Raw genomic sequence first — 26,312 nt, forward strand, 5'->3', positions numbered from 1 at the left:
CAGCGTTTTTACTTACTCGACGACCGGTTTCATTAGTCGCTTGCGGGTGCCTATCCATCCATTGTAGCTCGGTGAAATGGCGTTAGCAGGTGAGGGGCATCGCTAGTCTTTCATATTAAAAATGATCACTGCCGCAAAGGCGAGAAAAGCCGTCATCATCAAGAATACGTCGTTGTACGCCATAATCGCGGCGTCGCGCTGCATGGTGGCCAATAAGCTCGCTTGTGCTTGCAGCATCGCTGTCGCGGCATCGCTCCCTGATTGAATAAAGAAAGCCTGTTGTTCATGTAAGGCGTGCCATCCGTTTTGACTGACAGAGGGCAATGACTCTTTAATATGGGCGAGATGTTCCCGAGTTTTATTATCCAGCAGTGTCGCAATAACGGCGATGCTGAACGCGCCACCAAGATTACGCATGACATTAGTCAAGGTTGAAGCATCTGGCGTATCTATTTTACTGATGTTTTTCATTGCCACCAATGAGAGCGGCACCATGATAAACGGGCTGCCAATAGCACGAAGTACCATTGAAAGAATCAACTGCTGACCACCAAAATCAACCGTCATGTGCGTATTGACGTAACAACTCATGCCAAACATAGCAAAACCAAACGTCACTAAGTATTTAGGTTTAATGATTTGAGTGAGTTTAGGAACCAACGGAAAAATGAGTAGCTGAGGGAAGCCCATCCACATGAGTACCTCACCAATCTCCATGGCATTGTATTGTTGAATCTGAGTCAGATACAAAGGCAGTACATAAATCGAACCAAGTAGCGCCATCCCTAAAATTAAGTAGGCAAGACACGACATGGCAAATTGACCATCCCTAAGTAACCTTAGGTTAACGAGTGGTTTTTTATGCTGCAGTTCGTTGATCACAAAATACACCAAGCTCACTATCGAGATAATACTTAGGCTAATAATAAAGCGAGAACTGAACCATTCTTCCCGGTTACCTTCTTCTAGCACGACCTCTAAACACCCCAAGCCGAGTGCCATTGTTGAAATTCCAAACCAGTCGGCTTTTTTCAGTGATCCTAAATCAAGTTTTTCGTCATCTAAGCCGTACCGAATCATTGAAATAACCAATAACGCGGGGGGAATATTGATATAGAAGATGTAATGCCACGAATAGTTTTCGGTTAACCAGCCTCCAAGGGTTGGGCCAATCGATGGTGCGAATGTGGCTGTGACCCCAAATAGCGCCATGCCAACCGCCCGCTTGTTAAGCGGTAATAACTGGATCACCAAAGAGAAAGCAAGTGGGATTAATGCGCCACCACTGAATCCTTGTAACGCTCGAAACGTGATCATGGAAGTCATGTTCCATGAGAACGAACAAAGTAGCGATGATAAGGTAAAAACAGTGGTCGTCCACATGATATAGCGGCGCTTCCCTAGCGCCCTTGATAACCAACCACTCAGTGGTATCGCGATCATCTCAGCAACCAAGTAAGAAGTTGATATCCATGAACTTTCATCAAGAGTGGCCGATAAGGCACCTTGAATATCCTTCAAGGAAGAGTTGGTGATTTGGATGTCCAAAATCGCCATGAACGCACCAATTAGCCCACCAAATAAGGCAATCCAGTGGCGAGTTGAAACGTCTTGCTCTGATCCATTAGGAATGGCGACGGTCGCATTACTCATCGTTTAGCCTCGTTTATCGATGGTCGCAACAACCGATAAGCCGGGCAACAAACGGCCTTGCAATGTTTTTGGGTCGGTGATGGTGATTTTCACCGGCACGCGTTGGACAATTTTTGTGAAGTTGCCAGTGGCATTCTCCGGTGGGAGTAAGGCAAATTTCGCACCAGTGGCAGGAGAGAAACTATCGACGATCCCCTCTAGTGGCTGGCCTGGAAATGCGTCGAGTTCGACTTCAACCGTTTGCCCTTTATGAATACCACTAAGTTGGGTTTCTTTGAAGTTGGCTTCTATCCACACGTCGCTATTTGGGACTAGGCTCATCAGTGGCGCACCCGCTTGAATGAGGAGGCCTTCGCGAACGCTGCGTTTACCAATCACGCCATCTACAGGCGCGTAGACTTTGGTATAAGCGAGGTTGAGTTGAGCTTGCTCTTGCTGCGCTAACGCCTCTGTTACCGAGGCGTTGGCTTGTTCAATTTCACTGGCGATAACGGTTAATTGATCATGGCTGGCGATCAAATTGGACTTCGCTTCTTCTAATGCGGCGAGTGTGACCTTTTGTTGGGACACTTTACTGTCGACTTCATCTTGCGAAGAGTAGTTTCGTTTTAAAAGACTGCGGGCACGGGCGGCTTGTTGAACGGCGCGTTCGTATTCAGCGTTAGCCGAATCAACACGGCTTTCTGCTTGGCTTATTTGACTGCGTTGTAACGTTTGTTGGGCCACTAAATTATGAACGCTTGATTGAATTACCTTGAGGTGTGCATTCGCTTGATGAAGCGCGGCTTGGAAATCACGGTCATCAATTTGTACCAGTAAATCGCCTTGTTTCACTATTTGGTTATCACTAACGTAGGATTTAACGATGTAACCAGACACCTTCGGGCTAATATTTGTGATGTCACCTTGCAGATAGGCATTATCGGTTGATTCAAAGTACTGGCCGTAGCTAAACCAATACGTGCCCCCCACGAGGCCTAATGACAACATAATCGCAGTCGCAATCAATGGGGCTTTGTTACGTTTTTTACGAGTGGCTGCAGGCGAGGATGTGGTGGTATTGGTCATTAATAGGCTCATGATGTGGCTTGTTATAGATGTAACGAATTGTAAACGATCTGCATTGGTTGATAAGATAGGAAAAAGAGAAAACACTGTTGCAAAAATATTGCTAATGACGCGAAGGTAACGAGTGATTTAAGCAACAAGTTATGGAAGCGAAAACCATGCATGGCTAACTAAAGACCATGGGTTAGTCAAAGATCGCAACACATTGATAAATAATAGGCAGCTTGGAGAAAGCCGATGGATTTAAATGCAGTGAGCGTTTTTACGCAAGTTGTTGATTGTGGCAGTTTTACGCATGCGGCAGAGGCATTAAACATGACCAAATCAACGGTCAGCCGCAAACTCGCTGAGCTAGAAGAGCACCTTGGTGTGAGATTGGTCACACGTTCGACCCGTAGCTTGATTCTGACACCAGAAGGAGAGCAGTTCTATCAATCGAGTTTGCAAATGCTGGAGATTATGAATCAGGCTGAGCTTGAAGTATCGGTTAATCAAGACCTCGTTCGAGGACCGCTCCATGTCGTACTGCCTGTTGAATTGGGGCATCAGGTATTGGCATCATATATTCATGGTTTTTTGCACGAGTACCCCAACGTTACCATGAACCTAGAGCTGACTAATCGAGAGGTGGACATGATTGGAGAGGGGATCGACCTCTACGCCCAGATTGGGGAGCTAGTCGATTCTAGCCTTGTATCGCGACACCTAACGGCTTCCAAGCGAGTTTTAGTTGCCAGTGCGCAATACCTACAGGAGTTTGGGGAGGTGCACACCCATCAAGATCTTATTCCGCCACATAAAATGGTGGAGGTGTTTAACAAAGCGGCGCGCTTGCCTAAGTGGCACTTACAACCGGAAGGGGGAGAGTTGGTTCAAATTGATCTTCCTTGTCAGTTAAGAGTGAACACCTTGACGGCATGTTTGACGGCATGCATTGATGGTTTGGGCGTGGCGGTGCTCCCTGAGTTTATTTGTCTTGAACATTTTCGAACCGGTAAACTTATCCGCTTGCTCCCCGGTTATACCATGCCCGAAGTCTCAGTAAGCCTGGTGTATGCCGACCGGAAACTAATGCCAAAACGTAAAAAGGTGTTCATAGACTACCTGCTCAATGCCTTCCAACAGCATCGTTAGGTTTTTCGCACAGGACTTTAATCTAGAATAAGTTTTAGTTTTCATTTATCGGTACTATCGGCGGCAGATGTGAGTATCGAACATGAGCACATTTGCGCAAAAAGCCAAAAAATAATTGTGAAAAGAGCCAAAAAAGAATCGCTACGCAGTGAATGCAGCGATTCTTTTTTGGCTTTCGCTGGCATAAAAAATCGTACAGAACTGAAATTTGAGAGGATGACCATGAGTAGTCTGTTCACAGAAAGTCGCATTGGCAGTATGACATTAAAAAATCGATTTATTCGAAGTGCGACGTGGGAAAATATGGCAACAGAAGATGGTCATATGACGGACAAACTCTACGCCATCTACGAAGAACTTGCTCAAGGTGACGTTGGCCTTATTGTTACTGGGTATGCCAACATTGTCGCAGAAGAAAAACCTAATGCAGGCATGATGGGGATGTACGATGATTCGTTCATTGCAGAGTACCAAAAACTCACCGAGTTAGTGCATCAGTATGGTTCTAAAATCGCGATGCAATTGGCTTACGGCGGTACAAAGACAACGTACAATGTTGGAGAACGCACCATTTATGCGCCGAGTGCGGTGTGTGAAAAAGGGACGCAGACATTGGGTAAAGCAATGACAAAGGATGAAATAGATTACGTCGTCCGCGCTTTTGCGACAGCCTGTCAAAGGGCACAGCGCTCTGGATTTGATGGTGTTGAGATTCATGCGGCTCATACGTATTTAATTAATCAATTTCTAAGCCCGTATTACAATCAACGTGACGATGAATACGGTGGTAGCCTAGAAAATCGCATGAGATTCCTCCTTGAGATTTATGCAGAAACTAGAAAGTTAGTCGGTGACGATTATCCGATCTTAGTGAAGCTCACTGCAAGCGAGTTCTTTGATGGGGGAGTCACCTTTGATGAAACGCGACTCGTATGTCAAAAGCTCGCCTCTGTGGGTGTCGATGCGCTCATCATCTCAGGTAATATCCATGGCAAAGCAAATACTATGATTGGTGAAGCCCACGACGGGTATACCATTCAAGAAGAAGGGTATTTTCATGAATACGGAGCGGTCATTAGTCAAGAGGTGGCCGTACCCGTTATTACGGTGGGTGGACTGACGGATATTCATGCGATTGAAGCCATTGCTGATAACACGACTATCCAATATTTTGCTCTTTCGCGTCCTTTGCTCTCTGAACCGCATTTGATTAAGCGGTGGCGGCAGGGGGATCACTCACCAGTGGAGTGTGAGCGATGCTCTAAATGTCGAACCAAGCGTGGAAATTTTTGTGTTGTGAATAAAGAAAGAAAAGCGCAGCTCGCCCACCTATAAGTGTCGCTCCGCTCTAGTTACAATGAGTCAGCATTTAAGTCTGGCTCATTGATGCCCTCGATTGTTGAATATCGTGTTTATAAGATAGATACCAGCTTGAAATGATAAGGCGTAGCGTTTTTGACCTGTTTCAGAAAAGCAGACGATTAAGCGTCCGTATGTTGACCAAGAACGTCAGCGCACAAAGTTACGCTAGGCTCACGGTCTCTTCACTATTTCTTCACTGTTCGTTGTCAGTAGGTTGGCTCTATTTTGTTCAATAAGCTGAGCGGCGTACGATGGCGTTACCGCTTGAATTTCCCCTTTTGCTTTGACGGACAGAGAATCCCATGCCTGATCTTTGTATTTTCCTGTTTGTGTGTATTGAATGAGTACTTTCATCGACGGCTCGCTTAGTGTGTGGTGAACGTGCTAGTAACAGTAGTTGCTATTGCGTGGTTGCGCATCCGTTAAATGTGAAACATAAGATTAACCAAATGCAAGCGGCCTGCTAAGTAATAACATAGAGAAAGCCGGTTTTCTCTATGCTATTCAGCCTCCACTTTTCGGTGTGTGACTTGCTTGTTCACCACCCAGATTGACGTTCTTTTCAATCATCTAACAAGCCATTGCGATCGAAATATCGGCGTAAATTCGCATTCTGTCCGTGTGTTAAATCCTCTATTTTTAACGTTACTTTTCCCACTCCTCACTTCTTTTTTTTCAATGTTATTGGGAATAATAGATTCAGAAAAAAATAACATGCTAGAGCGTCACTGAACCCCATCGTTGGGCCGTATTTGACCTTGTCAATCAGCGCAAATAGACAGGAAATAATACCCACTGCATAAAAAAGGTTAGAGTTCTAATTATATCATTTCGCCGTTATTTATTCCTTTAATGTGCTTTGTGTCGCATTTTTGGGCTTTTAATCCATCTATTTTTGATTTGAATGGTTCATTGTGGGCTAATACGTGCGGATTTTGTTTAGAGAACGAAGGAAATGTATCTGCACATGATTACCGCAGCACCTTGGGTAATGTATCCCGAAATTAGTGAGAAACCTCATAAGAAATGGACATTTTCAGAGCCTACGGGTCAGGATGGAAATGACATTTTCCGCCTCATCGCGGCTTGCCCGCCTCTTGATGTGAACTCGTCATATTGCAATTTTCTCCAATCCACTCATTTTAGCCGAACGTGTATTCTTGCGAGGACCGAGGGCGAGATTGCTGGGTTTATTTCAGGGTATCGAAAACCTGACGATCTCAACACCTTGTTTATTTGGCAGGTCGCGGTTTCTCCAAACTACCGAGGCAGAGGTTTGGCGTTTAGCATGATTGACGCGCTACTTAATCGAAATGAACTCGCAGGAGTGTCGGCGATAGAAACAACGATTACTGAAAATAATGACGCCTCTTGGGCATTATTCAAAAAAATTGATAAGCAACACGGCCAGCGTGGTCGAGTTAGTACCTTTTTGGACGAAAAAATACACTTTAAGGGCGAGCATGATACAGAGCTTTTGTATCGGATCCCGCTTAACGTAACGCAGCAAAACGCAACTCAAAAATAGGAATAAAAACGGTCTCATCATGGATATTTTTAACAAGCAAGAATCAAAAGTACGCTCTTATTCAAACAGTTTCCCTGTTGTTTTTACCAAAGCAAAAGGGTGCTGGCTTGAAACGGAACAAGGCGATCGATACTTAGATTTTCTTGCTGGTGCAGGATCACTGAATTATGGCCACAATCACCCTGTCTTTAAGCAAGCATTGCTTGAGTACATTGAACAAGATGGGATCACTCACGGGCTGGATATGCATTCAGATGCCAAAGCTTGTTTCTTAACGGCGCTGCAGCGCGATATTCTGGCACCTAGAGGCTTGGACTATAAAGTACAATTTACAGGCCCTACTGGTACGAATGCAGTAGAAGCGACGCTGAAGCTCGCACGTAAGGTGACGGGGCGAAGTTCAATTGTCGCTTTCACGAATGGTTTTCATGGGTGCACGGCAGGGGCGCTCGCCGCGACAGGGAATCAACATCACCGTCAAGGTGCAGGGACGAGTTTGCACAACGTTACTCGCATGCCATTTGAAGGCTACGCTGATATTGATGGTCTGACGCTATTTGAAACGATGCTTGGCGACAATTCAGCCGGCATGGATAAGCCTGCGGCGGTATTACTAGAAACGGTACAGGGAGAAGGTGGCCTGAACGTCGCATCCAATGAATGGCTACAACGCCTAAGCCAAATCTGTAAGCAACATGAGATATTATTGATTGTTGATGACATCCAAGCGGGTTGTGGTCGTACGGGCACCTTCTTTAGCTTTGAGCCATCAGGAATAAAGCCTGACATGGTGACTTTATCTAAATCCATCGGGGGCTATGGGTTGCCAATGGCGGTGGTACTGTTGAGTCCAGAGTTAGATATCTGGAAGCCAGGTGAGCATAACGGTACGTTCCGTGGCAACAACCATGCGTTTGTCACGGCGACAAAAGCGATTGAACATTATTGGTCTGACCGTCAATTCGAAGCGCACATTTCTCAGCGTTCTGCGCAGGTATCGGACACATTGCAGCGTTGTCTCAAGCGTCATCCTGCATTGTTTGTGCAAGAAAAAGGCCGAGGTTTGATGATCGGTATTGAATGCCACAGTGGTGACTTTGCTGGAGACATTGCCAAGCATTGCTTTGCCAACGGCTTAGTCATCGAGACTGCTGGTCCACAAGATGAAGTCGTTAAATTTTTCTGTCCATTAACCATTACTGAGTCGGAATTGAGTCAAGGGCTTGAGATCTTTGAAAAATCGGTTGAGCTGGTGGTTGCGAAACATTTTAAAAAAGCATCTTAATAAAGGATTAAAAGATGATTGTAAGAACGCTGAATGAGTGTCGTGATAGTGAGCGAAGAGTTGTATCGGAAACATGGGAAAGTGTCCGTATGCTTCTGAAAGATGACAATATGGGTTTTTCTTTTCATATAACGACTATCTACGAAAATACTGAGACGCACATTCACTACCAAAACCACTTAGAGTCGGTTTATTGCATGAGTGGTGAGGGTGAAATTGAAGTCGTGGGCGGGGAGACCTACCCCATCATGCCAGGAACATTGTATATCTTAGATCAAAATGATGAGCATTTTCTACGTGCCTATCAAGGAAAAGAAATGGTTATGGCTTGTGTATTTAACCCGCCGATTACGGGAAAAGAAGTGCACGACGAAAACGGTGTTTACCCACTGTTTGACTAAGTTCTAACCCATTAGATGGTAACAGAGTCAGCATCAACTGGCTCTGTTACACGGGTTGTGTTCCCTTCAATTCGTCACCTTACCCTTGACCTAAAATTTGAATCTAAGGCTTTATATGACTTATACCGTAGAGAAAATCGGCGGTACTTCAATGACAGCGTTTGACGCTGTGCTCGAAAATATCTTCTTAAAACCCGCACCAGAAAATCGCTATAACCGAGTTTTTGTGGTGTCCGCGTACAGCGGCATGACAGACGCATTACTAGAGTGCAAAAAGACCAGTAAACCGGGTGTCTATCAGCTTGTCGCCAAGCGTGATGATGCGTGGCAAGACGCGCTTGATTATGTAGAACAACGAATGTTGCTGACCAATGGTCATATTTTTGCCGATCCAATGAATCGCTTGCGAGCCGACAAATTTATTTGTACTCGAATTACCGAAGCCAAAAATTGTATCTCGAATATTCTTGAAACCTGCCAGTTCGGCCAGTTTTCATTACGTCACTATCTGCCACAAGTGCGCGAATTTCTATCGTCAATTGGTGAGGCCCATAGCGCATTTAATACGGCGCTTAAGTTGAAAAGCTTGGGCATCAATGCCAAGTTCGTCGATTTATGCGGTTGGTGTTCTGATAAGCCGAAAAGCCTTGATGATAATATCCGTGATGCTTTTGCCAGTATCGATGTCAGTACAGAATTGCCTATTGTGACAGGGTATGCCTCGTGTACTGATGGACTGATGTCGACCTATGATCGTGGCTACAGTGAGATGACGTTTAGCCGGATTGCGTCGATAACTCAAGCGGATCTCGCCATTATCCATAAAGAATATCATTTGAGTTCTGCAGACCCGCGAGTGGTTGGGGAAGATAAAGTCTTTCCTATTGGGCATACCAATTATGACGTGGCAGATCAGTTGGCTAACTTGGGAATGGAGGCGATTCATCCCAATGCAGCGGCTGGGTTGCGTGAAAGTAATATCGAGTTGCAGATTAAAAACACATTTGAGCCGAGCCATCCGGGCACATTAATCTCAAGCGAGCATCGCCCCACTGATAATAAAATCGAGATCATTGCGGGGAAACAGCAAGTCTTTGCATTGCATCTTTTTGATCAAGCCATGGTCGGGCAGGTTGATAACGTGAGTTGTGAACTCATGGAAATTATCGCTGATGCGCATGTAAGCTTGATTGGTAAAGAAATGAATGCGAATTCAATTACCTATTACCTCGGTGGCAACAAAGAAAGCCTCAATAAGGTGCTCTATAAGGCTGAAAAACGCTATCCTCATTCTGAGATTAAGGGACGTATGGTCGCGCTTATTTCGGTTATTGGTTCTAAAATTGACACGAATAAAGCACTGGCTCAAGGCGTGTTAGCCCTCATGCATCAAGGCGTGATACCCGTTGCCCTTCACTCATCTATGCGTAATGTTAACGTTCAGTTTGTTGTTGATGACAATCAGTATGGAGAGGCTATCTGTGCGCTGCATGATGAGTTTGTTTCCAAGCAAAGCCCGGCACTTTCTCGCTCGAAGGTTGCTTGATATCAGTTGTTTGATTAAAGCTTGTGGCTGACGGCCTATGCGTCCCCCCAGTAATGCGCGACCAGCACATTACTGGGGGGACTTTATTTATACTTAAACGTGATAGCAAACGATGTGTCTACTCCCCCCTTCTCTTTTTCTTATGCCATCACACTGAGTAATCGATATTTTTTAGCACCTATATTCAACACTTTTTATGGTGATAAATTGATATTTGAAGGTCGTATGACTAGTCTCAGAAGTAATCCAATTCACACTAGGACATGTTAGTTATGATTGTTTTTAGGCAAGTTGTTACTTCGACTATGGGGGCATTATTTGCTTTGCTTCTTACTCATTCAGCCTTCGCTAGCGAACTTTCTGAATATAAGGGATCAGGAAGCTTGACTCAGGGTAGAGCAAAGACAACCGAATCAAATATCTTTACTTGCCAAAAGGGGCGAGCTCGAGTCGCAGGGATAGGGAGTATCACTGACGTTAACGGTACTAATTGGATTATGCCAGCAGACAACCATTTTTCTTCCGGACCCAAGGCAATGGATCTTTATGAAGAATGTGCAGGGATAACCCCGGCAAGTATTGATGAAGTAAATCAAGACGAAGCAGAGATTGTCGTTATTGACCCTGAGGGAGAGGTCGTGACAGGTTATATTTTTGCCGACAATTATTTTGAACTTTATATCAACGGAAGCTTGGTGGCTGTTGACACGGTGCCATTTACCCCTTTCAATTCAAGCATAGTGAAGTTTAAGGTCAGTAAGCCGTATACGATTGCAGTAAAAGTGATTGATTGGGAAGAAAATCTTGGTTTAGGTACCGAAAATAACCGCGGAAAACAATATCACCCTGGAGACGGTGGATTTATTGCCAGTTTCAGCGATGGAACGGTAACAAATGCTAACTGGCGAGCCCAAACGTTCTATACGGCTCCGATTTATGATCTCACCTGCTTGCAAGAAAAAAACGGCGCTCGACTGTCTAATGATTGCACGACAGAAGGGACGAATGACGGTGAGAGTGCCTATGCCATTCATTGGCAAATACCAAAAGATTGGATGGAGGTCGATTTTGATTCTGAACCTTGGCCGCAGGCTTCGTTATACAGCGAAGATGAAATTGGTGTAAATAATAAAAAGGCATACATGAATTTTGTTGAAAAGTTTAGTGGTGCAGGTGCAAGCTTTATTTGGTCAACGAATGTGGTGCTTGATAATGAAGTTTTGTTGCGATACCAAGTGGAATGATAGAGCGCGAGTGTCGCTGAATTGTTAATGACACTGCGCCTAAGGCGCGCTGTATTGTTTTGCTAAAAGTTGTAAGGAGTCCACTCTAAACGATAGTGAGAATGGGCTATTATTTTGTAAAACAACGGCAATATCTCCAGTCGAAGTATTGCGCCATCGTGGCGTTCCGTTTTCATACTTCACCCAATTTTGCCTTAAATCTGACAGCGGAAGATAGATAGCGGTTGTCGTATCATTTGAATAGGCGTATCCAGCAGCTGAAAGTGTTTGATAATAACCATGACTGTCGATAACGCCTATGTATAAACTATCGAGTTGGTCTGGTGTTATTCCAGAGGTGACAATCTCGATCGCCCCTGATTTGGGTTGCCCAAATTGTGCAGCATCAATTTGATTGACTAGCGGATATTGCCAAGTATGCCAGGTGTCTAATTTGATCGCTTCATTAATATTCACTCTTGCGTCTTGCAGGCCTTTCCATGACGTTTCTATTTCCTTTACGACATATCCGTCGAGCTTAAGGATCACCGCTAGGGGCCCAGAACTCGCCCATAATGGTAACATTTGCCCATACCAGTCCAGAGATAGCGCATCTCCCGCTCCACGTGAAACCCAAATATTATCTTCATGAGATATCATGATCTCCCAGCGACTCCAGTGGGTAAATTCAGCTTTTATTTGCATCGCAGTGAAGGCCGTATCCGTTATGTCGGCGACTGAAAACAATGTCACGTCAGGTGGACGTAGTGCTGTGGCATGGGGAGTAGTGAGTTGTATATAGGTCGCGAGTGCTTGTTTGGGGTGATAGTGGGCATCGAGCAACCCAAAGCTCTTCTCTGCGTCTGAAAACCAACCTTGTTGCTCAGGTTCATCGGTTAGCGAAAACCAATTTAGAGCGAATAAGTCTAGGGTTTGAAGCATGGGGAGATAAAATTTGAGTTTTTGTAGTTCATTGGCTTGTTGCACCTCCCAATCTGGTTGTGAGGCGATGGATAAGTATGCCAGCATCCATGGCTTATTGAAGCGTTTTTGAAGGCGCTCACCAAGACGAAGCGCACGTACCCATGGCGACCAATCGGGGGCGGTATGTGCTCGTTCGGTATAACTGGAAAGCATCAGCATACTGGCAACAAAGTCACTGGCCTCAATACTTTGCTGAGCACTGTTAAAGCTTGGCTCGCTGCCTGGTTGATCCCAGTCACCCAGACCAAGACCAATTTTTATTTGCGGAGCTTGTTGACGAATAAGAGCAATGACCTCGAGCATTAACGGATCCCATCCTTCCCAATTCTCAATGCCATGCTTGTTAAATTCAGGCTCCAGAACCAAGTATGCTTGAGGCAATTCACGCAGAAGAGGAATTAACTTCGTTTTCACCTCGTCTAAATATCGCTCTCGGTTAGCTTGCACGTACTCTGGGTTGATTTGATCGCCAAAAAACCAGTAGTTGATCATAGGGATGTAACCGTTGGCATGAGCGCCACGGAGAAGATCGGCCCGGATCCAATGCCAGTCATTATTTTGAGTGATCCACAGCGTGACACTGCGGACCTCAAGATCATGTGCTGACAATGTGTTCCAAATAGGAGAGAAATTTTTGCCACTGCCTACTGGTTGATCAAGCAGTAAGCGAGCCCCTATCCCCCATAGGAAGGGTAGCTTTGACGGTTCGAGTTTCTTTTTTTGTAGTTCAAACATAAACCTCATGGCATCAAGGCGTTGTTGCCAGCTGCGCGCCAGTAAGCTGTTTCGGTTTCCCCAATTTGAATCCAGCTTGGCTTGGAGTTGTGTGGATAGCTCTAACGCTATGCCAATTTGGTTATTTCTTAGTGCTGAAAACATCGCACCAAATAGGGCTTGGATATGCCAGTCTGCTTCCATGTCTATGGTGGCTTTGGCAATCGAGCGATAAAGCGTCAACGCTTGCTTCGGCTGCTGATTGAGTTCTAATAAACTATGCGCGGTAAGGAGTTGCCCACGAATCGCCAGCGGTTGATTTGGTTTACTGGCATAAAGGCGAGCACTAAACTGCTGCATTTGTGATACCGCATTTTTATCACGAAGTTGAAGCAGGTTGACATAGTCGCCAAGGAGCGGGTCGTCTTTATAGACACGCAACAGCGCAAATGCCGCACGCGCCTCTAATCGATGCACACTAAAGGGGTTTTGACTTAGGTATGCACGATAATCAGACATGGCCTGAGCCCAATTGTGTTCAAACTCGGCAATACGAGCGGAAAGAAATAGGGCTTCACCCTGATAGGGTGGGCGGGCCGTGGCTAATTGAGCTTTAGCAGCGCGCAATTGACCTTGTTGTATTAACTGGATGCCTTCTCCAATCGGATCTGAGTTTGTTTGTGCCCGTGCTGGAGCAATAGTGCTAAACAAACTGAGCATCGATATCAAAAGAGAAATAAATACTGGCGGTGCCTTTATCGTCTTACCGCGCTTTATCATTATCACCTTCTGCTGAACAGCTCAGGTCGATAGTTTCAAAATACTCGAGATTGTCTCGAATGGTCTCAAGATGCAACGTCGTTTCTGCCGGTAAATTGCAGGCGTCAATCATGGCCAGATTCTCTTTTATGCTCATGACCATCACTTGGATTCGAGCTGAACTGTCATTGACGTCTTCCGCAATGTCATTGAGCTCATCGCCGTCACGGGTTTTTATTGTCGTTGATAACTTACCCATGGAAATATCGATCAGTGCATTGCGAATCCGCTCTACGGGTCCGTATAAGCGATAACTCAACCACCATCCTGCCCATGTTGCTAAGACTAATTGCAATAAAACGAGTAAGACCAACCAATTACTCATCGCATCGTACATTGAGGGGAGAGACTGTGCGACCGCATTTAACTCTTCGGGTAACAATTGAAAAGATAAACGCTCAGCTAACACATCGAGGGTTTGTGCATAGAAAAAGTAAAATTGGACGGCGTTGATCGCCGCACTGAATAGTGCAATGAATAATACCCGCCATATCAGACGCTTAGATGACAGTGATTGAATGCTTTTGAACATGCTGGGCTGGCGTAACGTGCGCAACATCGTCGCTCTCCATAAACCTGTTGTATATTGAGTATATATCCAATGCAGAATCTGGATCGCAAAATTGAGGAATGCCAATAGAATCGTGTTGTGTTGTTCATCGTTGATGTTTTTATCAAAACAATGAACAACTAGCAGCGATAATGTTCATGTGAATACTCACGTTGAAATCGAGGTATCTGCTGGTACTTTCTGTCACCTTAAATGTGATTTTATCGTGACGCCTGTCACATTTACGTCGTTTGGGAATTGTTGAAACCGGTTTCAGAAATAACGTATTAAGCTATCGGAAACGTCGTCAAAGATGACAGATTGGTTGCGGTGTCTGGCTCAAATTACGATGCCATCACCTTCAAATGACATAGGTTCAGTGAGTATGAGTATGAAGACAGGTTTTCCTAGTGATTTCTTATGGGGCGGCGCGGTAGCGGCTCATCAGTTGGAAGGTGGTTGGGACGCCAATGGTAAGGGCGTAAGCGTGGTTGATGTTCTGACTGCTGGTGAGCATGGTGTTCAACGCCGTATAACCGACGGCGTGTTAGACAACGAAGTTTACCCTAATCAACAAGCCGTCGATTTTTATCATCATTATAAAAATGACATCAAACTGTTCGCAGACATGGGCTTTAAATGTTTCCGCACAAGCATCGCTTGGACCCGTATTTTCCCTAAAGGTGATGAACTAGAACCTTGTGAAGCGGGCCTTGCCTATTACGATGACTTGTTTGATGAGCTTCTTAAGTATGGCATTGAGCCTGTCATTACCCTAAGCCACTTTGAAATGCCTTACCATCTTGCCAAAGAATATGGCGGCTGGATGAATCGAAAGGTGATTGATTTCTTTGTTCGCTATTCGACCGTAGTGATGGACCGATATCAACACAAGGTCAAATATTGGATGACGTTCAATGAGATTAATAATCAAGTGAATGTGTCTGCGGACATTTTTGGTTGGATGTGTTCTGGAGTGAAATTTTCAGAATTTGAGCGCCCTCAAGAAGCGATGTATCAAGCGGTACACCATCAATTTGTGGCCAGCGCGTTAGTGGTAAAAATAGGTCACGATATTAATCCAGAAATGAAGATTGGTGCAATGTGCGCCATGGTGCCATTTTATCCTCGTTCTTCTAAACCTGAGGATGTCATGCTGGCGCAACAAGCCATGCGTGATCGCTATCTATTCTCAGATGTGATGGTGAGAGGCCATTATCCAACGTATGCCAAGCGTGATTGGGCGATGAAAGGCTATGACATTGTTATGCATCCAGGGGATGAACAGCTACTGAAGCAAGGCAAAGCCGATTACCTCGGCTTTAGTTATTACATGTCGAACACATTGGATTCTACTTCTCATCAATCAACGGAGGAGAGTATGGATGGCGGCCATGAGAATTCAGTAGACAACCCTTTCATTGAATCGAGTGATTGGGGCTGGCCGATTGATCCAACGGGACTAAGGTTCTGTCTTGCCTCACTGTACGAGCGCTATGAAGTGCCGTTGTTTATCGTTGAAAATGGCTTTGGTATGGTTGATAAGGTTGAACAAGATGGCAGCATTAATGACGACAGCCGGATCGCGTATTTAAGTCAACATATCGCAGAAATGAAAAAAGCGGTGGATATTGATGGGGTCGATTTAATGGGTTATACCCCGTGGGGCTGTATTGATTTAGTGTCGTTTACAACCGGTGAAATGAAAAAGCGTTATGGCTTTATCTATGTGGATAAACATAACGACGGCAGCGGGACTTTGGCTCGTACCAAGAAAAAGTCATTTAACTGGTATCAGCGGGTTATTGCATCTAACGGCAGTACTTTATAAGTTTTCAAATATTAAATAATACGCGCTTCCTGCCATTCGTATTATGGTGGGGAGCGGCATTGCTAATGTAAGAGTGAGCAGTCCATGAAAGTGACGATGCTGGATGTTGCCAATAAAGCTAGGGTCTCTAAATCGACCGTTTCTCGCGTGCTGAACCGGAAAAATATCGTTAGACCGGATGTGGTTAAACGTGTCTTTGATGCGATTCAAGAAACCGGCTATCGACCGAATATTTTGGCGCAAAATCTGGCAATGAGAAAAACCAATTTTATTGGGTTTGTCATGAGTAATGTCTTATTTGATGGACCGTATTTTTCTACCTTGATGAATCATGCCGCCTCTTTTTGCGAAGAGACTCAGCATCAGTTAGTCATGACAGACGGTAAGCATAGTAAGGCAGAAGAAAGAGCCGCGATTAACTTTCTTCTGGATATGAAGTGTGCGGGTATTATTGTGTACGCCAAATATTTAAATGAGAAAGAACTTGGAGACCTCATCAGCAGTACCGATACGCCAATTATGGTGCTAAATCGGAATGTCTCTGAGTATCCTAACAACGCCATTACGACCGACCATTATCGCAGTGCGTGTATAATGGTTGAGCATATCGTGGAAAAGGGGCACACCGATATCGCTATTATTCGAGGCAACCCTAATTCCCTCACCGACTTACAGCGCTATCAGGCCTACCGAGATACGCTGACAAAATATGGATTGCCTTTACGTCCCGAATTTGAGCAACAGGGTAATTGGATGTTAGCGGGTGGTTATAGTGCTGCGGAGGCTTTGCTACAAGGCATCAAAACCCCCACTGCCATTTTGGCTTGTAATGATGATATGGCCGTGGGTGCAATGAAAGCACTTACTAACGCCGGCCTGACGTTACCAAAAGATATGTCTATCGCTGGTTTTGATAACAGTAATATAGGTGAATATCTATCGCCTAGCTTGAGCTCGGTGAGTGTCCCGTTGGAATGTATGATTCAGAAGGCTATTACGTATATATTAGGTGACTATTGCCGTACCAACCTGACCCATACATCCGGATCTTTAGTCATTAGGGACTCGATCGTGCCACCTCAAAAGTAGCATTGCAGTATAAACGGGTAGTGAGCTATTTAAATTACAGCCACACGATATTAGTCAAGCATATCGATAAGCCAATATGCCTGTCTAATCGAAGTACTATAAAATCTTTAAAATTGACTCACGCGCAAGTCGTGATTTCGGTAGCGTCGCGTTATAGTCTTCATCTTTATGATGATAACCAATAGCTAAAGCCACCTCACACTGATAGCCACCGAGTTCTTCAGCGAAAATCTCTCCAATTAGATCTGGGTCAACGCCTTCCATTGTTGTTGAGTCAATCCCCAAACGGGCGAGGACATGCAGCGTATTGCCGAGCGCAAGATACGTTTGTGCTTTTGTCCAAGCTGAGGTATCACCGGAGTCATCCGTATTTTGTTCTGCAAACGCAAACCCGCCGAATGCCTGCTCACGATTTTCTGGTGCAGTTCGACCGTCTTCGATACCCTTATCGACCACTTTTGCATAGTCATCGCGGGTGTAGTGCGGGTTATAAGCAAATAAGATTGTGTGCGATGATGCTTTGATATGTGGTCGGTTAAACTGATGTTTATTGGCAAACGTGTCGTACATACGCTGTTTGGCTTCGTCACTTTCAATGACTATGAATTTCCAAGGTTGAGAGTTAATGGATGATGCGGAAAGGCGAATCGCGTCATAGATAATTTCAAGTTCTTCTTGCGGAACACGTTTAGTTTCATCGTAACGTTTTGCCGTATAACGTTGCTCTAAATCAGAAATAATTGGATGCGTCATGGTTTTCTCCGTCATAAACAGGGGCTGCTAACAGCGTTTTTAATCAACTAAGCGATGTGTGTCATTTCATTTATAACGAAGCTTGCTACACAGCCTTCTGTTGCTGCCATGTAGTCTGCAATATGACTGCTCGCCAAGTGAGTTTGCAAAAGCTCACGCGAGGTCCAGTTTTCATAGAAAGTGAAATGAGCTGGGTTCTCATTGTTTTGATGAAGGTCGTAGTTAATGCAACCTTCTTCCGCACGAGTGGCGTCTATAAGCTTGAGTAACTCAGCTTTCACAAATTCAATTTTATCTTCGTTTGCTACGATGTTGGCGATGATGGTTAGTTTGGTCATGGGTCATCTCATTTGTTTATGTCGGCATTTCATGGTCGAAAGATTCGATTGGCCGAGCTTAGTGTTGTTTTGACGTTCAATTTCGACTTGTCGTCGGTATCAACAAATCATAGTCGTATAATTAATAATTAAAAACAGGCTATAATTTGAATTATTATCAAATTATATTTGATAATAGTCTTACGATACTAACCTTATATGGGTAGAAATAATGCTTTTAGAAGACTTACAGGTCATATTAAAGGTTGCTGAGTTTCGCAGTATCACTGCCGCGGCGACCAACCTTGATATGCGAACTGCGACCGCCAGTGCTGCCGTAAAGCGAGTCGAAGCATCCTTGGGCGCGGAAATATTCATCAGAACAACCCGCCATTTACGCCTGTCTTCGGCAGGAGAACGCTATCTCCCACAATGTGAGCAGGCGTTGAAATTGCTGGAACAAGCCAAGCTTAATATGCGAGAAGAGTTGGGTATTATTGATGGGGAGATCAGGATCGCGGTATCTTCTGACTTTGGTCGAAATATCGTTGTGCCTTGGCTCGATGAGTTTTTAGTTGAACACCCTAACGTGTCACTTCGTACCAGCGTCAGTGACAGTAATATTGATTTTTATCGAGACTCAGTGGATATGGCGCTGCGTTATGGGCCTCAAACCGACGCGAATTTATATGGATTCAAAATTTGTGATGTTCCTCGGGTATTGTGTGCTAGTCCTGAGTATCTCAGTGATCATGACGCGCCTACCGCGCCCACTGACTTACTGAATCACAATGCTCTGTTCTATCAATTGCATGACATTTTACAAGATGAATGGACGTTTTATGATGAAAAACAATCATATAAAATGAAATTGAAAGGGAACCGAGCCTCCAATGACAGCGACTTTGTCCGGCGCTGGTGTGTTGAGGGAAAGGGTATTGCTTATAAATCATGCATCGATATGTCGAACGACTTACTGGCGGGTCGGGTGGTGAGTTTAATGCCAGATTATACGCCGACGCCCACCGAGTTGTGGCTAGTGTGTCCAAGTCGTCAGTCGATTACGCCAACAGTACGGTTGTTGCGTGACCTATTTAGAAGCAAAGCCAACGCGATTCTGTCTCGCTTAACGGAGGAAGGGGTACTCGTGAACGAATCTCGGCGTAGTATTCAACCACGCAACGCTAAGCGATTAGTGTGATCAATGAAGAGAAGGGGCAATGTTGAATATAATGATATGAATTGAATATGTTATATTTCAGTAAGACGACCTTCAACCTAGGTTTATTCACTTTATAGAATGGAGAACATGAGTGAAACTTCTTAAATTTGGTCTTGGGCTATCACTTTTATTGACCAGTGCTACGTCAAGCGCAGATAGCTTTCAGTTTTTGGTGGGGGTCGACACTGGTAAGTCTTTTGCTGGTGGTATCGAAGGGACAATCTATGACAACTATATCATCGGTGCTCAGGCGAACTTAGATTCTACCGATAGCTATAACTCTGGACCCTATTCGCATTCTACGATCAGCGATGCTACGTATACTCAGAAACGTTCCGCGCAACATTACGCCCTATATACTGGTTACCGGTTCACTAAGTCTGCTGTTGAAGGTTTGGCTATTAAGGTAGGCGTAACACAAATGAGGCTCACAATGAGTGCGGATGTGTATGGGACTGAGAGTGGTGACGCTGCATCTGAAGAGTTATATAAAATCAACGAATCTAAACTCTTACCGTTTATCGGCGTTGGTTATCAAATTGCTGAACGTTTGACGTTAAATGTTCACGCGAGTTTTGGTGGATTAGAAACGATTACGGTGGATGGTCAGCAAGAGCCCACAGGAATAGATGCCACCAATGTGAGCTTTCTCGTTGGATTTAGGTTCTAAGGCCAACATGCTAGATGTTGCAAGGTGCAGGACGCAATCGAAACTTGTCTCTGTCTTCTTGAATGAATAAGCCCAAGCACTGCTTGGGCTTTTTAGTGGACGGGGTATCTACCGGTCCGGTTAGTGTCTTCGGGTTGAGCAATACCGAGCCGCTATGCCCCTTTAGGTGGCGTAAACGCCATCATATCAAGGACTTTACCAGTGTATTTTTCGATACGAACTAATGACGAGTTCGCCGCACATCCGTTAGCAAGTCGAGAAGTGGGAATATCACTGGTTAACACGTTCGCACCACCATTGCGACAGATCCCCGTTTCTGGATCGAAGTCGGGCCAGCCCCCTTCATGGATACATACTGAGCCTTGTTTAATGCCATCGCTCACGAGCGCGCCAACCAATACCTCACCGCGATCGTTATAAGCACGAACCAAATCGCCCGATTGAATACCGCGCGCTTTTGCATCGGCCGTATTGATGGTAATCGGTTCTCGATTTGCAATCGCATACTCGTCGCGAAGCTTGGCATAGTTGAATTGACTGTGTAAACGATGGGCGGCATGCGCCGTCATTAGTTGCAATTCATCTTCTTTGGCTGTGCCACTAAATTCAGTAGGTGGCAGCCAAGTTGGATGAGCTGGGCAATCTTTATAGCCATAGCCTTCAATGGTTTTCGAGTAAATCTCGATACGACCACTTGGTGTACCTAGTGGATTCAAAACCGGGTCTTTTCTAAACTCAGCATGTTGAACGTAAGCCGCGGCCTTCTTATTCATCTTCATTTCAATCAGCTGATTGTCGTCCCAGAACTTCCCAAAGTTTGGCATACGAACCCTTGCAGCACGCCCTCCTTTTTGCGCCGCCTCATAGAACCCTTTAAGCCAATCCATCTCGGTTTTGCCTTCAGTATAGACGTTATGCCCGCCTGTTCTTATTTGCTCTGACATATCAGCAAAAACAGCAAAATCACTTCGTGCTTCACCTTGTGGCTCAACCACTTTTTTCATTGGAACAAGGTGTTGGTTACTGTAGTCACCGGTCATGGTTAAGTCATTACGCTCAAAGGATGTCGTAATGGGCAGCACAATATCGGCATGCTTAGCCGCGGCGGTCCAATAGATCTCTGATATGACTATGAGTTCCGGTTTTTGCCATGCCTTGATCAGGCGGTTAGTGTCTTGGTGATGAGTAAAGTTCGCGCCACCCGCCCACCAAATCATCTTGATATCAGGGAAGGTTAATTCATGTCCGTTGTGTTGATAATTGGCGCCAGGGTTTTCTAGTGCCTCGACGATGCGCGCAACAGGGAATGCATTGACGGCGCCCGAGACTGCCCAGTCGTTACCTGCCGAAGATCCGCCACCAATAGAAGATGAAATTGCTGGCAGCACGCCTGCATCACGTGTTGGGTTCCCACCATTCGAATAATGGTAGGAGAAGCCAAAGCCACCCCCTGGAAGACCTATTTGGCCTAGCATGGCGGCAAGAGTCGCGATCATCCAGTGACGTTGTTCTCCGTATTGTTGGCGTTGGATTCCCCAACCTGCCATCAACATGGTGCGATTTGAGCTGAAGATATCCGCCAGCAGTTCAAGCTGCTTTGCCGGCACCCCAGTGATGTCCGCTGCCCATTCTGGTGTTTTTTCAACACCGTCTTCTTTGCCTAGTAAATAGGCCTCGAATTTGTCGTAACCCGTGGTGTATTTATCAAGGAAGGCTTTATCGTGTTTTCCTTTGCTGACCAGTGAGTGTGCGATGCCGAGCAGCATGGCCACATCAGTCATTGGGCGAGGGGCAATCCATTGGATATTATCACCGAAGAAATCGATAGTCTCAGAGCGCATTGGGTCAATGGCTATAATGGTTTTTCCCGATTTTTTTAGCTGATGGAAAAACTCTAAGCCAGAGCAGTCCGTTGAGCTCCATGCAATCTTGAGTGTATTGATCGGATTCATGCCCCAAAGGACGACGACATCGCTGCTTTCTAATACGACAGGGTGACTGGTTTGCTGTTCATACACTTCAATCGAGCCCATAACATGCGGCATGATGACTTGCGCAGCGCCCGTTGAGTAATCGCCTAAATGTCCAGAATAGCCACCCGCCAAGCTCATATAACGTTGCAACAACGTTTGTGCTTTGTGGAGAACCCCTGAAGAGCGCCAGCCGTATGAGCCGGCAAATATAGATTCAGGACCGTTCTCTTTACGAATCCGCATGTGTTGTTCGTGGATGAGCTTGTACGCATCATCCCATGACACTTGAACGTACTCATCTTTACCACGCGTGCCTTTAGGGGCGGTAGGATCGTCTAAATAGCCTTTACGGACCATCGGGTGTTCGATACGTGCTTTTGTGTACACCTGATCAGGGCCAGTAGACTGCAAACTATTGGGAACGGTTTGCGCTAACGCATTCTTGGTAGCAACCAGCTTCCCGTCTTTTATTTCGCATAGCATTGGGCCCATGCGACCAGCGGTCAATACACCCGATCCTCGTTTTGAGGCGGCGGCAGCGGACAGAGGCGTTAGGGAAGTAAAGGCGGCAGCACCTGCTGCCATTGACGTCCCTTTTAGGAATCCGCGACGTGTGATATCAGTCATAGTAATGTCCTTGTTGTTTTAGTGACCAACCACGTCTTTTGCGTGGTTTTGGAAGAATTTAGTTAAGATCTCGAGATCAAGGGCTGAGATATCGGTACGCTCACCCATGCCTTTTGCCACAGGGCCCCAGGCGTTGACCGTGAAATGATTCGAAGGGATCTTGGCATGACAGGTTGAGCAGTAGACATTATCGAGCTCTTCAGCGTAAGCCCACAAAGGATCTGGGCTGCTAAGAACAGGGGCATCGATTTGGGCGGTGAGTACAGCTCTGCGCCATTCATTACCATATTCATCAGCGGCGTAGTCGCCAATTTTGAGCGTATTTTGTCCTTCGTCAGACAGCATGGCGATGATGCTTCGCTTACCCTCAGCCATGTAGAGCACCTGCTCAGCTCCTTTCATCTGGTAACCTGACAATTGGATGGTTCTGACGTCGTCCTTTGTATCGACAACCGCCATTTTGACCGCAGGATTAATAGAGCCGAGATCGCCTAATGAGATCTTAGCGACAGAGTACACTTCCTTTGCATCAACGGTCGTTTGCTCTGCTTTAGCGACGACTCGGTTGTAGGCTTCGCTGTCGAGCTCGGGCTCTGGTGCAAAGTGTGCGACACCTTTGTGGCAATCAATACACGTTTGATTATTGGCGATACCGTATTCGTGCATTTTTGCTGCATCTTCTGACTGTTCATAACTGTCCATCGCATCGAATGAGTGACATGAACGACAGGTAGCCGAATCGTTAGCTCTTAGTTGAGCCCAGACGGTTTCAGCCATTGCCATCCGATGTTCTTCATACTTGTCTTCTGTATCAATTTTGCCAGTGACAAACTCGTGGTAAATGTCTTTTGAGGCGCGGATCTTAGTGATCACATAATCGATTGGATCAGACGGAATATGACAATCTGAGCATTCCGCGCGAATGCCTTTGGCATTGGTGAAATGAACGGATCCTTGATACTCCTCATAGGGGATTTGCATGGTGTGGCAAGAGATACAAAATTCGGTGCTTGAGGTTTTGTGCATGATGGCAGCACTGCCACCAAAGGTTAACCAACCGATGAGAATCCCCACGAGGGTGATGAGTAGTACATGTCTTTTTTTTATATTCATGATGATTTATTAATAACTGTGTCATTTGGTAACTTCTCTTAAAAATACTCCTTAAGTGGTACTTCAGTGATTGATTTAAATCATGAATACCCACTCAAATTTCAATGATTTTTTGTTATGTGGGTACGCTCACTTTTATAAGGTATTGGGTGATATGCTCAGCCTAACGGGTAACGTGTGGTTAGCTTTTTACCTGATAGGGTGTGTGCTTTCGAGAGCAAAGTATTTTATTAGCAGGAAAGCAACATGACACTTCTCGTGTCGATAATGACCAGCACGGGGTCTGAGTTATAGAGATTAAATGCCGAAAGCGGAGTTCGAATGGTGGGGAAGGTAAATTTCAGCCGCATTACTGCGAGGTTGTTGTTGCCTTGTAAGCTGCTAATAGAATGGCGTCCAGCTTTGATAGACCTAATTTACTATTCTGATGAGGGGTCATGGGATTGTGGAGCAGTTACGGGTTTTCGTCATCCAAGCCTTCAATTAGAAACCTTGCGCCGTCACCATGAGATGACACCTCATCATTAGGATTAAATAGGCCGCAGCTTTTAAGTGACAAGCAACCGCACCCGATGCAGGTGTCTAGATTATTTCGCAGTCTTTGCATCTCGAGTATTTTTTGATCCAGTGTCGATGCCCAGCGCTTGGACAGGCGTTCCCAATCTCTTTTGTTAGATTGTCTCGCATCGGGTAGCGAGGAGAGTGCGGAACGGATCTCTTCAAGAGAAACCCCCACTTGTTGGGCGGCTCGAATAACGGAGATCGTGCGTAGGGTTGCGGAATGGTAGCGTCGTTGATTACCATCGGTGCGAATGGAATGAATTAACCCTTTTGACTCATAAAACCGAAGAGCAGAGGCCGCAACACCACTGCGTTTTGCCGCTTCACCTATCGTAAAAAAACGGGTTTTCTTCATATGTTAATCTCACTAAATAATCAATTGACTTAAAGTTATCTTTAACTTTTATCCTAGCACAACATTTGCGAGCAATAGGATAAAATATCATGTCGACACATACACCAGCTTACCTAATATGCAGTTCTATATTTGAAGATGACCATGCGTCTTTGCTTCCTTATTTTGATGCTGTTTATCCATTGCTTGAAAAGTCAGGAGCAGAGGTACTGATAGCCGGGTCTCTTGAGCAAAACCTAGAGCAAGTGGAAGGGGAGTGGCCTAATTCGAGTGCCAAGTTTACGTTATTCAAGTTCGAATCCATGGAAAAACTAAAGGCATTTTGGTATTCCGAGGAATATCAAAGTATTAAACACCTGAGAACTAACGTCATTCCTCCAAATTTTACCTTTATCGCTGAGGGGTTTGATGAGGCAAGTTATCGCGTAGAATAATCGTCATAAGGTGTAAATTAACGAACAGTTGATTCACCAGTCGAGCGAAAGGTGCCGTGAATCGATCAAGTGAATGAATAGACCACTGCTCCTTAAAAAAGAACGACACACTTTGGCGAGTGTGTCGTTTAGGTTTTTAGAAAATGAACTGGTATAGGAAGCCTGCACTGATAGCCATACTTAAAATAACGAACAAGAAAGCGGCAATCATTTTGTTTTTAAAGATGGATTTCAACAAAATAACTTCAGTTAGACTTGCCCCTGCGCTACCAATGATTAAAGCCATGACTGCACCTAGCCCCATTCCTTTTGCCGCCAATGCAGCACTGAGTGGAATCACTGCCTCGGCACGAATGTACAACGGAATACCAATCACTGCAGCAAACGGAATAGCTAGTGGGTTGTCTTCGCTTGCGATGCTAGCGACAAACTCTGTTGGCATGAAGCCGTAAATCATTGAGCCGAGCGCAATTCCGCCTATTAGATAAGGAACGACTTTCTTAAAGTCAGCCCATGTACTGTTCCAAATCTTCACCCACTTATTAACGGGAGCAGCTTTGCCACCACATGATGAAGCGCAGTTTTTCGCTTCAGGAGCGATGTACGCTTCAGGTTTTACGTATTTCTCAAAGCCAAGCTTCTCAAGTGTGTAACCGGCAATGACAGACACACCCATGGCCATAGCAAAGTAGAAAACGGTGACTTTTAGTCCAAATGTTACGGCAAACAGGCCGATAATAATTGGGTTTAATAATGGGCTTGCAAACAAGAACACCATCATGGTACCAAAGCCTGCTTTTGCTCTTAATAGACCTTTAAGAAAAGGAATCGTTGAGCATGAGCAAAATGGTGTAATTGCCCCTAGTAAGCCAGCAACAACGTAACCTTTACCGTTTTTGCCACTTAAAATACTTTGTATCTTTGCGGGCGGGATATACTCCTGAAGTACACCGACAACGTAGCTAATTAATAGAAAGAGTATTGTTAACTCTACGGCAAGGAAGGCAAACATGCCTAAGGTGTCCATCACCATATCTTGTGTAATATTGAACATGATTATTTTCTCTGTATTTCTGGAATAATCGAAATATATAGAAAGA

General features: G+C 45.1%; 23 protein-coding genes. 12 read left to right on the forward strand and 11 right to left on the reverse strand.

The window, feature by feature from the left end; genetic code table 11:
- Positions 1–102: 102 nt before the first annotated feature.
- Together AB4405_RS19215 and AB4405_RS19220 are read right to left on the reverse strand one after the other, a co-directional pair.
- Positions 103–1,653, reverse strand: coding sequence for an MDR family MFS transporter (locus AB4405_RS19215; protein ID WP_372062426.1), 1,551 nt, complete (start codon positions 1,651–1,653; stop codon positions 103–105).
- 3 nt (positions 1,654–1,656) lie between these two features.
- Entirely contained in the window at positions 1,657–2,721 is a 1,065-nt protein-coding gene (locus tag AB4405_RS19220; RefSeq protein WP_372062427.1) for an HlyD family secretion protein, read from the reverse strand.
- A gap of 237 nt (positions 2,722–2,958) precedes the next feature.
- Here AB4405_RS19220 and AB4405_RS19225 point away from each other — a divergent pair, with 237 nt between their 5' ends.
- Together AB4405_RS19225 and AB4405_RS19230 are read left to right on the forward strand one after the other, a co-directional pair.
- The gene (locus AB4405_RS19225) at positions 2,959–3,855 is read left to right on the forward strand and encodes a LysR substrate-binding domain-containing protein (RefSeq protein ID WP_372062428.1); all 897 of its coding nucleotides are present in this window, start codon (positions 2,959–2,961) and stop codon (positions 3,853–3,855) included.
- 222 nt (positions 3,856–4,077) lie between these two features.
- Positions 4,078–5,190: an NADH:flavin oxidoreductase gene (locus AB4405_RS19230; protein ID WP_372062429.1), complete on the forward strand. Its 1,113-nt coding sequence runs from the start codon at positions 4,078–4,080 to the stop codon at positions 5,188–5,190.
- A gap of 198 nt (positions 5,191–5,388) precedes the next feature.
- Here AB4405_RS19230 and AB4405_RS19235 read toward each other — a convergent pair whose 3' ends face one another.
- On the reverse strand, positions 5,389–5,571 hold the full coding sequence (locus AB4405_RS19235; protein ID WP_102468943.1) for a hypothetical protein: 183 nt from the start codon (positions 5,569–5,571) through the stop codon (positions 5,389–5,391).
- Positions 5,572–6,184: 613 nt separating this feature from the next.
- On the opposite strand from AB4405_RS19235, the gene ectA reads away from it, so the two are divergent.
- The 5 genes from ectA to AB4405_RS19260 all read left to right on the forward strand — a co-directional run bounded on the left by ectA (position 6,185) and on the right by AB4405_RS19260 (position 11,221).
- Positions 6,185–6,745: a diaminobutyrate acetyltransferase gene (ectA, locus tag AB4405_RS19240; RefSeq protein WP_198593162.1), complete on the forward strand. Its 561-nt coding sequence runs from the start codon at positions 6,185–6,187 to the stop codon at positions 6,743–6,745.
- A 19-nt stretch (positions 6,746–6,764) separates the two neighbouring features.
- On the forward strand, positions 6,765–8,030 hold the full coding sequence (gene ectB, locus AB4405_RS19245; RefSeq protein ID WP_102468945.1) for a diaminobutyrate--2-oxoglutarate transaminase: 1,266 nt from the start codon (positions 6,765–6,767) through the stop codon (positions 8,028–8,030).
- Between the two features lie 14 nt (positions 8,031–8,044).
- Entirely contained in the window at positions 8,045–8,431 is a 387-nt protein-coding gene (locus AB4405_RS19250; RefSeq protein WP_102468946.1) for an ectoine synthase, read from the forward strand.
- 115 nt (positions 8,432–8,546) lie between these two features.
- Entirely contained in the window at positions 8,547–9,977 is a 1,431-nt protein-coding gene (locus tag AB4405_RS19255) for an aspartate kinase (protein WP_372062430.1), read from the forward strand.
- A gap of 305 nt (positions 9,978–10,282) precedes the next feature.
- Positions 10,283–11,221, forward strand: a complete 939-nt coding sequence (locus tag AB4405_RS19260; protein WP_372062516.1) for a hypothetical protein — start codon at positions 10,283–10,285, stop codon at positions 11,219–11,221.
- Positions 11,222–11,260: 39 nt separating this feature from the next.
- On the opposite strand, the gene AB4405_RS19265 is transcribed toward AB4405_RS19260, so the two are convergent.
- Both AB4405_RS19265 and AB4405_RS19270 read right to left on the reverse strand, forming a co-directional pair.
- Complete coding sequence (locus AB4405_RS19265) at positions 11,261–13,678, reverse strand: hypothetical protein (RefSeq protein ID WP_372062431.1); 2,418 nt, start codon at positions 13,676–13,678, stop codon at positions 11,261–11,263.
- On the reverse strand, positions 13,662–14,276 hold the full coding sequence (locus AB4405_RS19270) for a HAMP domain-containing protein (RefSeq protein ID WP_372062432.1): 615 nt from the start codon (positions 14,274–14,276) through the stop codon (positions 13,662–13,664). Before AB4405_RS19270 ends, AB4405_RS19265 begins: the two co-directional genes overlap by 17 nt.
- A 382-nt stretch (positions 14,277–14,658) precedes the next feature.
- Here AB4405_RS19270 and AB4405_RS19275 point away from each other — a divergent pair, with 382 nt between their 5' ends.
- Positions 14,659–16,098: a 6-phospho-beta-glucosidase gene (locus AB4405_RS19275; RefSeq protein ID WP_372062517.1), complete on the forward strand. Its 1,440-nt coding sequence runs from the start codon at positions 14,659–14,661 to the stop codon at positions 16,096–16,098.
- 84 nt (positions 16,099–16,182) lie between these two features.
- Complete coding sequence (locus AB4405_RS19280) at positions 16,183–17,187, forward strand: LacI family DNA-binding transcriptional regulator (RefSeq protein ID WP_372062433.1); 1,005 nt, start codon at positions 16,183–16,185, stop codon at positions 17,185–17,187.
- A 96-nt stretch (positions 17,188–17,283) separates the two neighbouring features.
- On the opposite strand, the gene AB4405_RS19285 is transcribed toward AB4405_RS19280, so the two are convergent.
- Positions 17,284–17,940 carry an NAD(P)H-dependent oxidoreductase gene (locus AB4405_RS19285; RefSeq protein WP_372062434.1) on the reverse strand — a complete coding sequence of 219 codons (657 nt, stop codon included), beginning with the start codon at positions 17,938–17,940 and terminating at the stop codon, positions 17,284–17,286.
- Positions 17,941–17,987: 47 nt separating this feature from the next.
- Positions 17,988–18,278 carry a putative quinol monooxygenase gene (locus tag AB4405_RS19290; RefSeq protein ID WP_102468956.1) on the reverse strand — a complete coding sequence of 97 codons (291 nt, stop codon included), beginning with the start codon at positions 18,276–18,278 and terminating at the stop codon, positions 17,988–17,990.
- 211 nt (positions 18,279–18,489) lie between these two features.
- Between AB4405_RS19290 and AB4405_RS19295 the strand changes: the two genes are divergently transcribed.
- Both AB4405_RS19295 and AB4405_RS19300 read left to right on the forward strand, forming a co-directional pair.
- Positions 18,490–19,458 (forward strand): LysR substrate-binding domain-containing protein, encoded by a 969-nt coding sequence (locus AB4405_RS19295; protein WP_372062435.1) that lies wholly within the window; start codon positions 18,490–18,492, stop codon positions 19,456–19,458.
- Between the two features lie 112 nt (positions 19,459–19,570).
- Positions 19,571–20,149 (forward strand): outer membrane beta-barrel protein, encoded by a 579-nt coding sequence (locus tag AB4405_RS19300; protein WP_372062436.1) that lies wholly within the window; start codon positions 19,571–19,573, stop codon positions 20,147–20,149.
- A 152-nt stretch (positions 20,150–20,301) separates the two neighbouring features.
- On the opposite strand, the gene AB4405_RS19305 is transcribed toward AB4405_RS19300, so the two are convergent.
- From AB4405_RS19305 to soxR, 3 genes are all read right to left on the reverse strand, one after another.
- Positions 20,302–22,749: a molybdopterin guanine dinucleotide-containing S/N-oxide reductase gene (locus AB4405_RS19305; RefSeq protein ID WP_372062437.1), complete on the reverse strand. Its 2,448-nt coding sequence runs from the start codon at positions 22,747–22,749 to the stop codon at positions 20,302–20,304.
- A gap of 18 nt (positions 22,750–22,767) precedes the next feature.
- Positions 22,768–23,862, reverse strand: coding sequence for a NapC/NirT family cytochrome c (locus tag AB4405_RS19310; protein ID WP_372062438.1), 1,095 nt, complete (start codon positions 23,860–23,862; stop codon positions 22,768–22,770).
- Positions 23,863–24,316: 454 nt separating this feature from the next.
- The gene (gene soxR, locus AB4405_RS19315) at positions 24,317–24,778 is read right to left on the reverse strand and encodes a redox-sensitive transcriptional activator SoxR (protein WP_372062439.1); all 462 of its coding nucleotides are present in this window, start codon (positions 24,776–24,778) and stop codon (positions 24,317–24,319) included.
- 89 nt (positions 24,779–24,867) lie between these two features.
- Here soxR and AB4405_RS19320 point away from each other — a divergent pair, with 89 nt between their 5' ends.
- Positions 24,868–25,212: a DUF1330 domain-containing protein gene (locus AB4405_RS19320; RefSeq protein ID WP_372062440.1), complete on the forward strand. Its 345-nt coding sequence runs from the start codon at positions 24,868–24,870 to the stop codon at positions 25,210–25,212.
- A 136-nt stretch (positions 25,213–25,348) separates the two neighbouring features.
- Here the strand turns inward: AB4405_RS19320 and AB4405_RS19325 are convergent, their stop codons facing one another.
- Entirely contained in the window at positions 25,349–26,266 is a 918-nt protein-coding gene (locus AB4405_RS19325) for a permease (protein WP_372062441.1), read from the reverse strand.
- Between the last annotated feature and the right edge of the window lie 46 nt (positions 26,267–26,312).

Origin of the sequence: Vibrio sp. 10N.261.51.F12 (assembly GCF_041471725.1) — a bacterium.
Lineage (GTDB): Bacteria > Pseudomonadota > Gammaproteobacteria > Enterobacterales > Vibrionaceae > Vibrio.

Coding starts and splice junctions, on each gene's coding strand:
- AB4405_RS19260 (WP_372062516.1), top strand. CDS start 10,283: ATGGGGGCATTATTTGCTTTGCTTCTTACTCATTCAGCCTTCGCTAGC.
- AB4405_RS19225 (WP_372062428.1), top strand. CDS start 2,959: ATGGATTTAAATGCAGTGAGCGTTTTTACGCAAGTTGTTGATTGTGGC.
- AB4405_RS19270 (WP_372062432.1), bottom strand. CDS start 14,276: ATGTTGCGCACGTTACGCCAGCCCAGCATGTTCAAAAGCATTCAATCA.
- AB4405_RS19290 (WP_102468956.1), bottom strand. CDS start 18,278: ATGACCAAACTAACCATCATCGCCAACATCGTAGCAAACGAAGATAAA.
- AB4405_RS19285 (WP_372062434.1), bottom strand. CDS start 17,940: ATGACGCATCCAATTATTTCTGATTTAGAGCAACGTTATACGGCAAAA.
- AB4405_RS19230 (WP_372062429.1), top strand. CDS start 4,078: ATGAGTAGTCTGTTCACAGAAAGTCGCATTGGCAGTATGACATTAAAA.
- AB4405_RS19255 (WP_372062430.1), top strand. CDS start 8,547: ATGACTTATACCGTAGAGAAAATCGGCGGTACTTCAATGACAGCGTTT.
- AB4405_RS19235 (WP_102468943.1), bottom strand. CDS start 5,571: ATGAAAGTACTCATTCAATACACACAAACAGGAAAATACAAAGATCAG.
- AB4405_RS19280 (WP_372062433.1), top strand. CDS start 16,183: ATGAAAGTGACGATGCTGGATGTTGCCAATAAAGCTAGGGTCTCTAAA.
- AB4405_RS19295 (WP_372062435.1), top strand. CDS start 18,490: ATGCTTTTAGAAGACTTACAGGTCATATTAAAGGTTGCTGAGTTTCGC.
- AB4405_RS19215 (WP_372062426.1), bottom strand. CDS start 1,653: ATGAGTAATGCGACCGTCGCCATTCCTAATGGATCAGAGCAAGACGTT.
- AB4405_RS19325 (WP_372062441.1), bottom strand. CDS start 26,266: ATGTTCAATATTACACAAGATATGGTGATGGACACCTTAGGCATGTTT.
- ectA (WP_198593162.1), top strand. CDS start 6,185: ATGATTACCGCAGCACCTTGGGTAATGTATCCCGAAATTAGTGAGAAA.
- AB4405_RS19265 (WP_372062431.1), bottom strand. CDS start 13,678: ATGATAAAGCGCGGTAAGACGATAAAGGCACCGCCAGTATTTATTTCT.
- AB4405_RS19250 (WP_102468946.1), top strand. CDS start 8,045: ATGATTGTAAGAACGCTGAATGAGTGTCGTGATAGTGAGCGAAGAGTT.
- ectB (WP_102468945.1), top strand. CDS start 6,765: ATGGATATTTTTAACAAGCAAGAATCAAAAGTACGCTCTTATTCAAAC.
- AB4405_RS19305 (WP_372062437.1), bottom strand. CDS start 22,749: ATGACTGATATCACACGTCGCGGATTCCTAAAAGGGACGTCAATGGCA.
- AB4405_RS19220 (WP_372062427.1), bottom strand. CDS start 2,721: ATGACCAATACCACCACATCCTCGCCTGCAGCCACTCGTAAAAAACGT.
- soxR (WP_372062439.1), bottom strand. CDS start 24,778: ATGAAGAAAACCCGTTTTTTTACGATAGGTGAAGCGGCAAAACGCAGT.
- AB4405_RS19275 (WP_372062517.1), top strand. CDS start 14,659: ATGAAGACAGGTTTTCCTAGTGATTTCTTATGGGGCGGCGCGGTAGCG.
- AB4405_RS19320 (WP_372062440.1), top strand. CDS start 24,868: ATGTCGACACATACACCAGCTTACCTAATATGCAGTTCTATATTTGAA.
- AB4405_RS19310 (WP_372062438.1), bottom strand. CDS start 23,862: ATGAATATAAAAAAAAGACATGTACTACTCATCACCCTCGTGGGGATT.